Source organism: Nocardioides sp., from assembly GCF_050699375.1.
GTDB lineage: Bacteria > Actinomycetota > Actinomycetes > Propionibacteriales > Nocardioidaceae > Nocardioides.
Genome location: NZ_JBOHDN010000262.1, coordinates 1 through 13,689, shown reverse-complemented (window position 1 = coordinate 13,689; position 13,689 = coordinate 1). Strand labels below are relative to the sequence as shown.

The window sequence follows — 13,689 nt, the reverse complement described above, 5'->3', positions numbered from 1 at the left end:
TGACCGCCGCCGACCTGGTCGACGCCGACCACCAGAGCGTCGAGGGCGCGATGAGCGAGGGCCACCCCGCCTTCGTCGCCAACAACGGCCGGATCGGCTTCGACATCGACGACCACGCCCGCTGGGCGCCGGAGACGAGCAACGACCTCAGCCTGCTCTGGGTCGCCGTGTCGCGGGACCGGTCCCACCTGGCCTTGGGCCGTGGCGAGAGCGAGCGTGCCCTCTACGAGGCCGAGCTCGGCGAGGCGACGCTGGCCCGGTTCGCCGCCAAGCTGCGCGGGCTCGGGCTCGACCCGGACGAGTTCCGCTACGTGCCGGTCCACCCGTGGCAGTGGCGCCACAAGCTGGCGGTCACCTTCGCCGCCGATGTCGCGGCGCGCCGGCTGGTGCTGGTCGGCGTGGGCGAGGACAGCCATCGCCCGCAGCAGTCGATCCGGACGTACTTCAACACGTCTCGCCCGGAGCGGCACTACGTCAAGACGGCGCTGTCGATCCAGAACATGGGGTTCATGCGTGGGCTCTCGCCCGCCTACATGGCCGCGACCCCGGTCATCAACGACTGGGTCGCCGACCTGGTGGAAGGTGACGCGGAGCTGAAGGAGCGCGGCTTCGGCGTCCTTCGCGAGCTCGCCTCGGTCGGCTGGACAGGCGACATCTTCCACGCCCTGCCGAGTACCTCGCCCTACCGGAAGATGATCGCGGCGCTGTGGCGCGAGTCGCCGGTGCCGCGCCTGGCCGAGGGGGAGCGGTGCGCCACGATGGCGGCGCTGCTCCATCGCGACGCCGCCGGTGCCTCCTACGCCGCGGAGCTGGTCCGCGCCTCCGGGCTGCCCGCCCGGGAGTGGGTGCGCAGCTACCTGGACGCCTACCTGCGCCCGCTGGTGCACTGCCTGCTGGCGTACGAGCTGGCCTTCATGCCGCACGGCGAGAACCTGGTGATGGTGCTGCGCGACAACGTGCCGGTGCGGATGTTCATGAAGGACATCGGCGAGGAGGTGGCGGTGATGGGCGATCTGCCGTTGCCGGAGGAGGTCTCTCGGATCCGCCACTCGGTCCCCGAGGACGTCAAGGCGCTGGCCGTGCACACCGACATCTTCGACGGGGTGCTGCGCTACGTCGCCGCGATCCTGGATGATGAGGGCGTGCTGCCGGAGACCGAGTTCTGGGCCGAGGCCCGAGCCTGCATCGTCGACCACGCCGCCGACCATCCGGAGCTGGCCGACGCGGTCGCGCGCTACGACTTCCTTCGCCCGCGCTTCCGTCACTCCTGCCTCAACCGGCTCCAGCTGCGCAACACGCTGCAGATGGTCGACATCACCGACCAGGCCGAGTCGCTCATGTTCGCCGGAACCCTGGCCAACCCGATCGCATGACAGCCGGTTCGCGAGGCGTCTTCCGGGACGAGTGGGGCATCCCGCACGTACGGGGTGCCTCGCTGACCGAGGTGGCCCGGCTGCAGGGCTGGGCCACCGCTCGGGACCGGGCCTGGCAGCTCGAGATCGAGCGGCTGCGCGGCGAGGGGCGCACCGCCGAGCTGCTCGGCCCGGCCGGGCTGGAGTGGGACCTCTTCGCCCGTCGTGCCCGCCTGGCGGCGGTCGCGCGGGCGGCCTTCGAACGGCTCGACGGGGAGACGCAGGGGTTCCTGACGGCGTACGTCGAGGGTGTCCGCTCGGGTCTGGAGATTGCTTCCAGCCCGGAGCTCGACGGTCTCGGACCGGCGCCGGGGACCTGGCAGCCATGGACGCCGCTGGCGGTGTTCTGGGTGCAGCAGATCCTCTTCGGGTCATACCCCTCGAAGCTCTTCGGCGCCCGGGCGGCGCGGGTGCTCGGGGCCGAGGCCGGCCTTTTCCGCACCGAGGGTCTGGCCGGTGGTTCCAACGCGTACGCGGTCGGCGGCGGCCGCACCCGATCCGGTCGGCCGCTCGTGGCCGGTGACCCGCACCGGCTCTTCGAGGCGCCCAACGTCTACCTCCAGGTGCGCCTGGCGTGCACCGACCCGGACGACCCCTTCGACGTGGTCGGGATGACCTTCCCCGGTGTCCCCGGCGTGCAGCACTTCGCGCACGCCGGCGAGGTCGCGTGGGGGATCACCAACGCGATGGCCGACTACCAGGATCTGTTCCGCATCGATCTGACCCGCGACGAGGACGGCTCGGTCCGCTCGGGCAGCGGCCCGGTTCGGCGGAGCGTGGAGAGGGTGCTCGTACGCGACCAGGAGCCGATCGAGGTCGAGGTGCTCGAGACCGACCGCGGGCCGGTGGTCCTCGGCGGTCCGGACGACGGGTGGGGGCAGGTGCTCCGCACACCCGGCCACGAGCTCGGCGACCTCGGTTTCGGGGCTCTGCTGCCGCTGCTCCGGGCCCGCTCGGTCGCCGACGTCGAGGCCGCGGTCGCGCACTGGGTCGAGCCGGTCAACAGCTGGGTGATCGCCGACGTGGCGGGCGAGGTCGTCCACACGGTCGGCGGCCGGGTGCCGCGGCGCGAGGAGGCGGGGGAGTGGACCGGCTGGGTCGACCCGCTTCCGCGGCGCACGGCATCGGCGGCGGGTGCCGTGGTGACCGCGAACGACCGGTGCATGCCGGAGTTCGACGTCCTCGCCGACGCCTTCGCGCCACCGTTCCGGGCGAACCGGATCGGGCAGCTCCTCGACGACGCCGGTCCTCTCGACGCCGAGCAGGCGATCGCGGTACTCGCCGACACGACCCAGACCGCGGGGAAGGCGCTGCTGGCGCTGGTCCCTGTCGATCTCCTCCCGGCGAAGCTGCCCGAGTGGGACGGCGCGATGGACGACTCGCCGGTCGCGGCCTGGTATGCCGCGCTGCGAACCGAGGTCGTCGACCGGATCTGTGCGGCACCGGCGCTCGCGCCGCTACGGGAGCCCTCGGCGTACGGATCTCTCTATGAGCCGTGGTTCGACCTGCCCGCCCGGGTGGCGTCCGCCCTGCACGTCATCCTGGCCGCCGAGAGGCCGTTCGGGTTGGACCCGCGAGCCTTGGTGGCCGAGGCAGCGAGGACCGTCCACGAGTCCGCGGACACGGCGACCTGGCCGCAGCGCCACCGCTTCTGGCCACTGCACGCGCTGGAGCAGCTGGGGCTGCCGCATGCGCGAACCACGCCCGCCACCGCGCTGCCCGGCGACACCGACACGGTCCGCTGCAACGCCTGGGTCCCGGGCACCACCGTGACCGTCCGGGGCTCGGTGGCCCGCTACGCCTGGGACCTGGCCGATCGCGACAGCAGCCGATGGGTCGTACCCCTCGGCGCCGGTGGCGCCCCGGACAGCATCCATCACACCGACCAGCACGAGACCTGGGCCAGCGGGGGCGCCGTCCGCGTCGTCACCGACTGGTCCCTGCTCACCGAGGAGAAGACATGCCCCTGACTATTCGCGACCTGGAGCCGTCGGCCGACATCGATCTGTTGTGCGACTGGCTGCAGACCGACCGCGCCCGGTTCTGGGGCATGGTCGACAAGCCCCGCGAGGAGATCGAGGAGATCTACACCTGGCTGCAGGAGCAACCCCACCTGGCTGCGTACATCGTCGAGCACGACGGCGAGGCGGTCGCGCTGTTCCAGACCTGGGACCCCGAGGTCGACGAGCTCGGTACCTTCTACGACCGGCGGCCCGGGGACATCGGCGCCCACCTGTTCCTGGCAGACACCCCGGCCCGGAAGGGCCGGACGGAGACGGTCCTCGACTTCTTCATCGAGGAGGTCGTCTCCAAGTCCGGGGCCCGCCGGATCGTCGTCGAGCCTGACGCCACCAACGAGGCCTCCCTCGCCAGGCTCGACGACTACGGTTTCAGACGCGGTCCTGTCGTCCAGCTGCCGCACAAGGTCGCCCAGTACGCCTTCCACGACCTGCCCTGAGTCACGCAAGCTTCCGGGCGACCTCGTTGAGGTTCGCGCGGAGCTTGGTGCGGTAGGCGTCGTGCTGCTCGGGCAGCCGTGCGTCGCAGAAAGCGGCCAGATCGGTTCCGGTGACCTCGATGACCGAGCGGCCGGCTGCTGCTTCGGTCTCGAACAGAGCCAGGACCTCGCGGAGGATGGCGACGATGTCCATCCCGTCACCGGCGGTGAACCGCCACAGGTAGCTCTTCATCTCGCCGTAGACGGTGCGGTAGTCCGCAGGCAGCTCGGCGGCCCGGGCCTCCATGCGCTTCCAGTCCTTCTTGTCGCCCACCAGACGGCTCAGCAGGTTGTTCATCTCGTGCTCCCTTGATCGGTGTTCCGTGTCGGCTCCGGTCTGGGGCCGTGAAAGAAGCGTGCAGCCCTGACGCTGCGTCAAGGTCAAGCACCGATCCGAAGAAAGTTCTCTGGGTCGCCCGAGCCCCCCACCTCCCGAGCCGTCACTTTCTGACGCCTCGGCGGGATTGGGCTTACGGGTCGGCGACCATCTCGACGAGGCGGCCCATGGCGCTCAGCTCGGCATCATGGACGCCCTTGTCGGGGACGATGACGAGCGACCAGAGCCGACTTCCGACAGCGACGTTGCCGACGACGAGGTCTCCGTCGTCGTGCTCCTCGATGCACACGAACGCCAGGTCGCCGACCTCGACAGGTGCGGGAGAGGAGATGCAGTCCTCCCGGCTGGCGTCGAGCCCCGCCTCGACGGAGGTGTCGACCAGGGTTGTCACGAAGATCGCGCCGCGGTCGCTGGTGTAGGTGCACACGTCCTCGTCGGCGCTGTGCTCCCAGGTGCCGGGGATGGCGCTGGCGACCTGACCGGGTTCGAAGAGACAGGGGCCGGAGGCTTCGACGGGGGAGGAGGTGGAGGGGCTCGGGCCCGGGCTGCTGGTGGTGGGTTCTCCGGAACCGCAGCCCGCGAGGGCGGTTGCGGAGAGGACGGCCGCGATGCTCAGCAGCTTCCTCGACACGTACGACTCCTCGGGTTCCTGGGGTTCCACGCAGTTTCTCAGGTCGTGGCCGGAAAAGGTGTCACGGGGGTTGCCTCGACCGGGCACAATCACATCCGTGACCTCTGACCCAGAGCAGGGACCCATTCACGACGACAAGGCTCGGGCCTCCATTCGGGAGCGGCTCGCGGGCCAGCACGTCCTCCTGACCGGGGTGACGGGGTTCGTCGGCGAGGCGCTGCTGCATCTGCTGCTGACCGAGGTGCCGGACGTACGCCTCAGTGTTCTGGTCCGGCCCAAGGGGACGATCTCGGGAGCCGAGCGGATCACGAAGCTGCTGGCCAAGCCGATCTTCGCAGGAGTCGCCGACGCCTCGGTCAACGTGGTCGAGGGCGATCTCTCCGACCCGCCGGAGCTGCCGGCAGATGTCGACGCGGTCGTGCACTCGGCCGGGGACGTCTCCTTCGACCCACCGGTCGACGAGGGGTTCGTCACCAACGTCGTCGGTGTCCGCGAGCTGCTCAGGCGGGTCTCGGAGACGGGGCGGGACATCCACTACCTGCACGTCTCGACGGCCTATGTCTCGGGCCGGCGCCGCGGGCACATTCCCGAGGGCCCGGTCGAGCATTCGGTCGACGTAGAGTCCGAGCTCGCCTGGGGGCTGGCGCAGCGCGCCGCCGCCGAGGAGCGCTCGCGCAGTGTCGAGGTGATCTCCAGGCTGCGCAAGCAGGCCGAGCGCGAGCACGGTCGCGCGGGCCTGATGACCGCCGCCGCTGCCGCCGAGGAGGCGCGCAAGAAGTGGGTGAAGGACGAGCTCGTACGCCTCGGCACCGAGCGCGCCCGCTCGCTGGGCTGGACCGACGCCTACACGTTCACCAAGGCGCTGGGGGAGCGGGTCGTGGAGGCCCACGCCGCCGCCGGCAACCGGGCGACGATCTACCGCCCGGCGATCATCGAGTCTTCTCTGTCCCGTCCGTATCCGGGCTGGATCGAGGGCTTCAAGATGGCCGAGCCGCTGATCCTCGCCTACGGCCGCGGCGAGCTGCCGCTCTTCCCGGCTGCCGCGGACACGACGGCCGACATCGTGCCGGTCGACCACGTGGTCTCCTCGATCGTGGCGTGTCTGGCGCACCCGCCGGTGCACGGGGAGCCGGCCTACTTCCATCTTGCCTCCGGCGACCGCAACCCGATGACCTTCGGGATGCTCTACGAGAGCGTGCGTGCCTACTTCGAGAAGGAGCCGTTCGCGGTGGGGGACCGGGGCGCGGTGCGACTTCCGGAGTGGACCTTCGAGGGCGGAGCATCGGTCGAGCGGCTGTTGTCGACCGGGGAGAAGGTGCACAAGGTCGCCGACACGCTGCTCGGGCTGGCACCGCGCGGCGACCGGACCCGGGGATGGGCGCGCGACCTGGACCGGCAGGGACGGCGGCTGCAGTTCCTGCGGCGCTACCTGAACCTCTACAAGGAGTACGCCCAGGCCGATCTGCGGTTCATCGACGCCAACACGCTCGCCTTGTACCGGTCGCTGACGCCGGCCGACCAGGAGACGTTCGCCTTCGACACCGCGGTCATCGACTGGCACTCCTACCTCCACGACGTGCACGTCCCCTCGGTCACCAAACCGATCCGTGAGCTCGACGAGCTGCGCAAGCTGCGGAAGAGGCCGGTCGCCGGCGCGCTGCCTCGGGTCTCGACAGGCTCGACCACCGATAAGCCGCGTGTCGCGGCGTTCTTCGACCTCGACGGCACCCTGATGTCCTCCAACGTCATCGAGACCTACCTCTGGCTGCGGCTGGGCGAGCTCTCGGGCACGGCCAAGGCGGCGGAGATCGCGCGGATGGCCGGCAAGGTGCCCAAGTACGTGTGGGCGGACCGTGCCGAGCGCAGCTCGCTGCTGCGTACGGTCTACAAGGAGTACGCCGGCGCGCGGCTCTCCGAGCTCGATGCGATCGTCGACGAGCACCTGACCACGCACGTCCTCGGGCGTCTGGCCCCGGACGCGGTGCGGCGGATCCGCGAGCATCGTGCCGCGGGGCACGTGACGGTCCTGGTGACCGGCGCGATCCGGCCGCTGACCCGGCCGCTGCTGCCGCTGTTCGACCACATCGAGGCCGCCGACCTCGCCGTCGACGATCGCGGGTTCTGCACCGGCCACCTGGCCTCCTCGCCGCTGGTGGGGGAGTCGCGAGGCTCGTTCGTACGCGAGTGGTCCCGGCGCGAGGGCATCTCGCCGTCCGACTGCTTCGCCTACGCCGACTCCCACTCCGACCTCCCCCTCCTCGCCGCGGTCGGCCACCCGGTCGCCGTCCGTCCCGACGTACCCCTCTTCCGGCATGCCAAGAAGTCCCACTGGACCATCGTCGACTGGACCTCGCCAGGTCACGCCTCGCGCACGCTCGACCCCGTCGGAAGGACCCCCCGATGATTGCCGAGTCGGCGCGTCTGCCCCAAGAATTGATGCCGAGTCGGCGCGTCTGCCCCAGATCTGGGTGCCGAGTCGGCGCGTCTGTCCCAGACCGGTGCTCTGGCTTGGGACATTTGCGCCGACTCGGCACGAAATTCTGGGACATCAGCGCCGACTCGGCACGGAAATCTGGGACATTCGCGCCGAGTCGGCGAGGGGGGTGCTGAGGATGCTGGCGTTGGAGATGTATCGAAGTGTGGCCAAGACGGCGCTGGGGAAGGTGGCCGGCGGGCGGATGCCGCTGCTGCTGAGCGGGGCCGCGGCGCCGTTGCGGATGGTGACGCTCGACCCGCCGAAGGTCGAGCACGACGGGTGGGCGCGGCTGAAGGTCTCGCTCTCCGGGATCTGCGGGTCCGACCTGGGGATGCTCTCCGGCCGGACGAGCCTCTACTTCCAGCCGTTGGTGAGCCTGCCGTTCGTGCCGGGCCACGAGATCGTGGGCGAGCTGCTCGACCCCTGTGGTGATCTGGCCGCCGGGACCCGGGTGGTCGTCGACCCCGTCCTGACCTGCGCCGCGCGTGGGCTGGAGGCCTGCGAGGCGTGCGCGCGGGGCGAGACCAACCGGTGCTCTCGGATCACCGTCGGCGACATCTCCTCGGGGCTGCAGACCGGGTTCTGCCACGACACCGGGGGCGGCTGGTCCCAGCAGCTCTCGGTGCACCGCTCCCAGCTGCACGAGGTGCCGGAGGGCTACTCCGACGAGCAGGCGTTGCTCGCCGAGCCGGTCGCCTGCGCGGTCCACACCGCGCGAAGAGCCGCGGTCAAGCCCGGCGACCGGGTCCTCGTCTCGGGCGCCGGCGCGGTCGGGCTGCTGGCCACGCTGGCGCTGCGCGAGCTCACCGACGCCGGCGAGATCCTGGTCGTCGCCAAACACGCTCATCAGCGCGAGCTGGCCCTGGAGTTCGGTGCCACCGAGGTCGTCGCGCCGTCGGAGACCCTGCGAAGAATCCGCCGTGCGACCAGCGCTTTCATGCTCGAGCCGGAGATGCTCTCGGCGCCCTACCTCCTCGGCGGCGTAGATGTGACCATCGACGCGGTCGGCTCGAAGGAGTCGCTGCAGACCTGCCTGCACGCCACCCGCGCCGGCGGACGTGTGGTGCTCTCCGGGATGCCGGCCTCCGCCGACCTCTCCGCGGCCTGGTTCCGTGAGCTCGAGGTCGTCGGGACGTACGCGTCCTCCCGCGGTGCCGGCGACTTCGCCGCTGCCCTCGACCTGGTCGGCCACGACGCCATGTGCCGCCTCGCCAAGACCGTCGCGCCCTACCCGCTCCACCGCTGGCGCGAGGCCCTCGACCATGCCCACTCCGCCGGCCGGCTCGGCACCGTCAAGGTGGCCTTCGACCCGAGCCGGACAAGCTAAGCACCGTCGTCCTAAGGAGACTGATCGATGACACGACCCGGTTTTGTGCTGGAGGTCGACGACCGTACGCCGCCCCTGCTCGTCCACGAGGGACTCGGGTTCCGGCTGGAGGAGTTCCCGCAGGGCACCCGGGTGGTCTACCCGCCGGAGTCGTTGCCGACGGTGCCGGATGTCGACGAGGCGATCCGGGAGGCCCTGGACAACCCGGTCGACTCCGAGCCGCTGCGCGAGCTGATGTTCCCCGGGATGCGGCTGACCATCGCCTTCGACGACCTCTCCCTGCCGCTGCCGACCATGAAGGCCCCCGACATCCGGGGACGGATCATGGAGCAGGTGCTCACGATCGCGGCCGAGAAGGGGGTCGACGACGTCGAGATCATCGCCGCGCTGGCCCTGCACCGCCGGATGACGGACGCCGAGATGAAGCACATCGTCGGCGAGCGCGTCTTCCGCTCCTTCGCGCCGTCCGGGAAGCTCTACAACCACGACGCGGAGGACCGCGCCAACCTCGAGCACATGGGCGTCACCGACAAGGGCGAGGACGTCGAGATCAACAAGCGGGCGGCCACCTCCGACCTGCTGATCTACGTCAACGTCAACCTCGTCGCGATGGACGGCGGCCACAAGTCGGTCGGCATCGGGCTGGCCTCCTACAAGTCGATCAAGCACCACCACAACGCCAAGACCATGGTCCACTCGCGCAGCTTCATGGACCACAAGCACTCCGAGATGCACTCATCCGCCTGGCGGATGGGCCGGCTGATCGGCGAGCACGTCAAGGTCTTCCAGATCGAGACGACGCTCGACAACGAGGTGTTCGGGAAGCCGTACGACACGCTGCTCAAGCGCGAGTGGGAGTGGTCGCTGCGCGACCAGGCCACCGTGCTCGGCCTGCGCAGGGGGCTGTCGGTGGCGCCGCAGAAGATGCGGCACAAGATGTTCCACGACCTGCGGTCCAATTACGGGCTGACCGGGATCACGGCGGGAGCCGTCGAGCCGGTCCACGAGCTGACCGTGCAGCGCGTCCACCAGCAGCAGCGGGTCAAGGTCGAGGGCCAGTCCGACGTGATGGTGATGGGGGTGCCCTACCTGGGTCCCTACAACGTCAGCTCGACCATGAACCCGATCCTGGCCGCGTGCATGGGGCTGGGCTACTACTTCAACTCCTACCTGCGGCAGCCGGTCGTGCGCGAGGGCGGCGTGGCGATCCTCTACCACCCGCTCGACGAGGGCTTCAACACGCTCACGCATCCCTCCTACGTGGACTTCTACGAGGAGGTGCTGGCAGACACGAACGACCCCGCGCTGATCGGACCCAAGTTCGAGGAGCAGTTCGCGACCGATCCCTGGTACGTGCACCTCTACCGCACCTCGAACGCCTACCACGGCGTCCACCCGTTCTATATGTGGTACTGGATCGCCCATGCTCTCGACCACCTCGGCGACGTGATCTGGGTCGGTGGGAACCCCAAGGCCGCCGCCCGGATGGGCTTCCGGTCGGCCTCGTCCCTGCGGGACGCGCTCGAGATGGCGAGCTCGACGGTCGGCCCGTCGCCGTCGATCACCTACCTCCGCAACCCGCCTCACCTCTTGGCGGATGTGCGATGAGGCGGGTCGGTGGGTTGCAGAGCAGCTGTAACACGCTGTTCGTAGGACTATCCGGTCGTTCTCATAGGGCGAGTAGTCCTACGAACGACGTGTTACAGCGGGAGGAGGCGGCGCGATGAGCAGCTTCTGGAAGGACACCGCCCGCGACGTACGTCTCATGAAGCGGGGCTGGCGGTGGGGGCACCGGGCGCAGGTGCCGCGCTCGGCGGAGCCGTTCGTGCCGCCGCCCACGACGACCGTCTTCGACAACGAGTGGTCGCGCAAGCCGGCTGCCCGGGCGGTCCGGGAGGTCGCCCAGGCCGGCCTGGAGGCGGTCTTCCGCTCCCAGGTGAAGACCCAGGTCGAGGGGCTCGACGTGCTCGAGCGGCTCGACGGTCCGGTGATCTTCGTGGCCAACCACGCCTCTCACCTGGACACCCCGCTGATCCTGCTGAGCCTGCCGGACAGGTGGCGGCGACGTACGGCGGTGGCGGCTGCCGCCGACTACTTCTTCGACACCTGGTGGCGGGCGGTGGGCTCCTCGCTGGTCTTCAACACGCTGCCGATCGACCGTCGCGGGGGCGCCCTGTCGACCCAGCCGGGCGAGGTGCTCGCCGAGGGCTGGTCGCTGGTCGTCTTCCCCGAGGGCACCCGCTCCAAGGACGGCACCGTCGGCCGGTTCCGCTCGGGGGCCGCCTACCTGGCCATCGAGTACGGGGTCCCTGTCGTCCCGATCGCCCACCGCGGCACCTATGCGGCGATGCCGCGCGGGGTCAACTGGCCCGGCAAGACCTCCGCCAAGGGACGCCGCCAGCTGACCGTACGTTTCGGGGAGCCGCTCCGCCCGGCCGAGGGGGAGACGGTGCGCGAGCTCGGGCCCAGGATCAGAACGGCGGTGGCCCGGCTGCTCGATGAGGACTCCACCGACTGGTACGCCTCGATGCGTCGTGCCGCCGAGGACGGCACTCCCGACCCCGCCGGTGAGGAGATCGCCGAGTGGCGCAAGGTCTGGGCGGCCACCGAGTCTCCCGAGACCGAGCCGGACCGGCTCAGGGCCTGGCGCAGCTGAGCTTCAGCCGGCGCAGCTGACCGTGGTGACCTGCCAATCCTCGTCCTTGCCCTCGCCGGTGCGGGTGATGTGGAGGGTGAAGACCGACCGGCCGCCGTCCGGTGTCAGCTCGACCACGGCACCGGAATCGTTGAGATCGGTCGAGCTGATGCGTACCTTCTCCAGGTGGCCGCGGGCATCGGCGGTGTCCTCCTCAGGCTCGGTCTGAACCTCGGGGCAGGCCTTCTCCCACTGCTCGACCAGCTCGGGATCCGCCTCGATCGTGGTCCAGCTCGTCGTCCGCGCGAACTGGCTGGCGGCCTTCTCGGCCTGCTCGGTCGCGCGCTCGGTGAAGCGTGAGCGCGAGTAGCCGTAGCCGGCCACCGAGACCAGCACCCCGACCACCAGCAGCGCACCGACCTTGATCGCGATCTCGCGCCACTCGCTGCGCTGGATCGCTTCCGCGTCATCGTCCGGCACATCGGATCTGGGCACGTGGGGTTCGTCAGGCAAGGCGGGTTCGTCAGGCACGCAGCGTTCCTACCACCGCGGGCCTCCGGACCGGTACCGGCTCGCGGATGAGAGGGCTCTCATGGTCGTCTCACGGTCACCTCACCCGGGGTCGAGATGGTTCTTGCATGGCGCCGGGAACACCCGGGGCACAACCTGAGGAGACACGAGATGAAGAAGACCCTGACAATCCTGGCGACCGGCCTGGTCGGCACCGTCGCGGCGGGCGTGTTCACCTACCAGAGCGCTGCTGCCGCCGATGACGACGGCTACGCCAAGCGCGAGGAGAAGGCCAGCAGCCAGGTGACCACCGTCGACGATGACGACGCCGATGACAACGACGACGTCACCCGTGACGCCGCCGGCAACGACACCGCGACCAACGGCACCGGCGTGACCCGCGCGACCAAGGACAACACTCGCGACAACACCCGCGACGCCCAGACCAAGGACAGCACGCGCGACAACACCAAGGACGACACGAAGGACAACACGAAGGACAACACCCGCGACAACACCAACGACCGGACCAGGGACTGAGTCGAGGATGACCGACACCTGGGACCTGGCCCAGGGTGACGCGATCACCCCCGAGCTGACCGCGATGCGGCTGCTCGGGGGCGGATCGTCGTACGAGGCGTTCCTGGCCTTCGACGAGATCACCTACGGGCCGGTCGTGGCGAAGGTGCTGCGACCGAACCTGATCGAGAGCGAGACCAGCCGCGGCGCGATGCGGCGGGAGACCGAGGCGCTGACCTCGCTGAGGCACCCCGTTCTGGTGCGGGCGCTGCGCGAGGACCTCGACGGCGAGCGGCCGTACGTGGTGATGGAGCACGTCGAGGGCCCGCGGCTCTCGACGCTGATCCGCCGACACGGGCGCCTTCCGGAGCAGCAGTACCTGCCCCTTGCCCTCGACCTTGCCTCGGCGCTGCACTACCTGGGCCATTCCGGCTGGGTTCACCTGGACGTCAAGCCGAGCAACCTGATCATGGGCTCGCCGGCCCGGCTGATCGACCTCTCCGTGGCCCGGCCGGTCGACGCGGCCGCGGCACTGCGCCACGAGATCGGCACCGACGCCTACATGGCACCCGAGCAGTGCCTGCCCGGCGAGCGGGGCGAGGTCGGCCCCGCCAGCGACGTATGGGGGCTGGGCGCCACCCTCTTCCATGCCGTCACCGGCGAGCGGCCGTTCGCCCACGGCGACCCGGCCTCCGCGGACCGCACCGAGCGCTACCCGCAGCTCGTCGACCGACCCGGCTCCCTGCCCGCACGTACGCCGCCGGAGGTCGTCAAGGTCATCGAGGCGTGCCTCGCCCCGGCCCCTGGTGACCGGCCGGCGCCGGCCGAGGTCTCCGAGACGGTCGCCCCCGCGCTGGAGCGGCTCCCGCGCGCCTCGCTGGGCGGTCTGCGGATCCACTGACCCATCTCCCATCCCCTGCGGCTGAGGGCCCGACGAAGGTCGGGTCCTCAGCCGTTCTCTCAGCCGTCGCGGCCTGGGATCAGTGCCGGGATCGAGCCTGGATCAGGGCTGGAAGCGGTAGCCCATGCCGCGTACGGTCTCGACCCGGGCCGCGCCGAGCTTCTTGCGCAGGTAGCCGACATAGACGTCGACGACGTTGGAGCCCGGGTCGAAGTCCATGCCCCAGGCCAGGTCGAGCAGCTGTGCGCGGGAGAGCACCTGGCCCGGATGACGCAGCAGCACCACCGCCAGGGCGAACTCGCGGGCGGAGAGGTCGGTCTCGCGACCGTCGACCCGCAGCCGTCGCGTACGCAGGTCCAGGGCCACCGATCCGGAGCGGAGCTCGCCCGTCTCGGCGTCGGTGCGGTCCTGCTGGCGCAGGCGTACGTGGATCCTGGCCCGGAG

13 protein-coding genes are annotated in these 13,689 nt (G+C 70.3%); 9 read left to right on the top strand and 4 right to left on the bottom strand.

What is annotated here, in order from left to right:
- The 3 genes from ACRDPS_RS19135 to ACRDPS_RS19125 form a co-directional block, all read left to right on the top strand.
- The coding region (locus ACRDPS_RS19135) for an IucA/IucC family protein (RefSeq protein WP_431503248.1) at positions 1–1,373 on the top strand (1,373 nt) is incomplete at its 5' end.
- Entirely contained in the window at positions 1,370–3,382 is a 2,013-nt protein-coding gene (locus ACRDPS_RS19130; protein WP_431503247.1) for a penicillin acylase family protein, read from the top strand. The genes ACRDPS_RS19135 and ACRDPS_RS19130, both read left to right, overlap by 4 nt.
- Complete coding sequence (locus tag ACRDPS_RS19125) at positions 3,373–3,870, top strand: GNAT family N-acetyltransferase (protein WP_431503246.1); 498 nt, start codon at positions 3,373–3,375, stop codon at positions 3,868–3,870. The genes ACRDPS_RS19130 and ACRDPS_RS19125 overlap by 10 nt, the downstream gene beginning before the upstream one ends.
- Position 3,871: 1 nt before the next feature.
- Here ACRDPS_RS19125 and ACRDPS_RS19120 read toward each other — a convergent pair whose 3' ends face one another.
- Entirely contained in the window at positions 3,872–4,207 is a 336-nt protein-coding gene (locus ACRDPS_RS19120) for a DUF1048 domain-containing protein (protein ID WP_431503245.1), read from the bottom strand.
- Positions 4,208–4,379: 172 nt separating this feature from the next.
- The gene (locus ACRDPS_RS19115) at positions 4,380–4,877 is read right to left on the bottom strand and encodes a hypothetical protein (protein WP_431503244.1); all 498 of its coding nucleotides are present in this window, start codon (positions 4,875–4,877) and stop codon (positions 4,380–4,382) included.
- 97 nt (positions 4,878–4,974) lie between these two features.
- Between ACRDPS_RS19115 and ACRDPS_RS19110 the strand changes: the two genes are divergently transcribed.
- The 4 genes from ACRDPS_RS19110 (at position 4,975) to ACRDPS_RS19095 (ending at position 11,336) form a co-directional block, all read left to right on the top strand.
- Entirely contained in the window at positions 4,975–7,281 is a 2,307-nt protein-coding gene (locus ACRDPS_RS19110) for an HAD-IB family hydrolase (protein ID WP_431503243.1), read from the top strand.
- A gap of 208 nt (positions 7,282–7,489) precedes the next feature.
- Positions 7,490–8,680, top strand: a complete 1,191-nt coding sequence (locus ACRDPS_RS19105) for a zinc-dependent alcohol dehydrogenase (protein WP_431503242.1) — start codon at positions 7,490–7,492, stop codon at positions 8,678–8,680.
- A gap of 27 nt (positions 8,681–8,707) precedes the next feature.
- Positions 8,708–10,288 carry a lactate racemase domain-containing protein gene (locus ACRDPS_RS19100; RefSeq protein ID WP_431503241.1) on the top strand — a complete coding sequence of 527 codons (1,581 nt, stop codon included), beginning with the start codon at positions 8,708–8,710 and terminating at the stop codon, positions 10,286–10,288.
- A gap of 115 nt (positions 10,289–10,403) precedes the next feature.
- The gene (locus ACRDPS_RS19095; protein ID WP_431503240.1) at positions 10,404–11,336 is read left to right on the top strand and encodes a lysophospholipid acyltransferase family protein; all 933 of its coding nucleotides are present in this window, start codon (positions 10,404–10,406) and stop codon (positions 11,334–11,336) included.
- Between the two features lie 3 nt (positions 11,337–11,339).
- Here ACRDPS_RS19095 and ACRDPS_RS19090 read toward each other — a convergent pair whose 3' ends face one another.
- Entirely contained in the window at positions 11,340–11,810 is a 471-nt protein-coding gene (locus tag ACRDPS_RS19090) for a hypothetical protein (protein WP_431503239.1), read from the bottom strand.
- A gap of 186 nt (positions 11,811–11,996) precedes the next feature.
- Between ACRDPS_RS19090 and ACRDPS_RS19085 the strand changes: the two genes are divergently transcribed.
- On the top strand, positions 11,997–12,365 hold the full coding sequence (locus tag ACRDPS_RS19085) for a hypothetical protein (RefSeq protein ID WP_431503238.1): 369 nt from the start codon (positions 11,997–11,999) through the stop codon (positions 12,363–12,365).
- Positions 12,366–12,372: 7 nt separating this feature from the next.
- Positions 12,373–13,245 (top strand): serine/threonine-protein kinase, encoded by an 873-nt coding sequence (locus tag ACRDPS_RS19080; protein ID WP_431503237.1) that lies wholly within the window; start codon positions 12,373–12,375, stop codon positions 13,243–13,245.
- A gap of 102 nt (positions 13,246–13,347) precedes the next feature.
- Here ACRDPS_RS19080 and ACRDPS_RS19075 read toward each other — a convergent pair.
- The coding region (locus ACRDPS_RS19075; protein WP_431503236.1) for a winged helix-turn-helix domain-containing protein at positions 13,348–13,689 on the bottom strand (342 nt) is incomplete at its 5' end.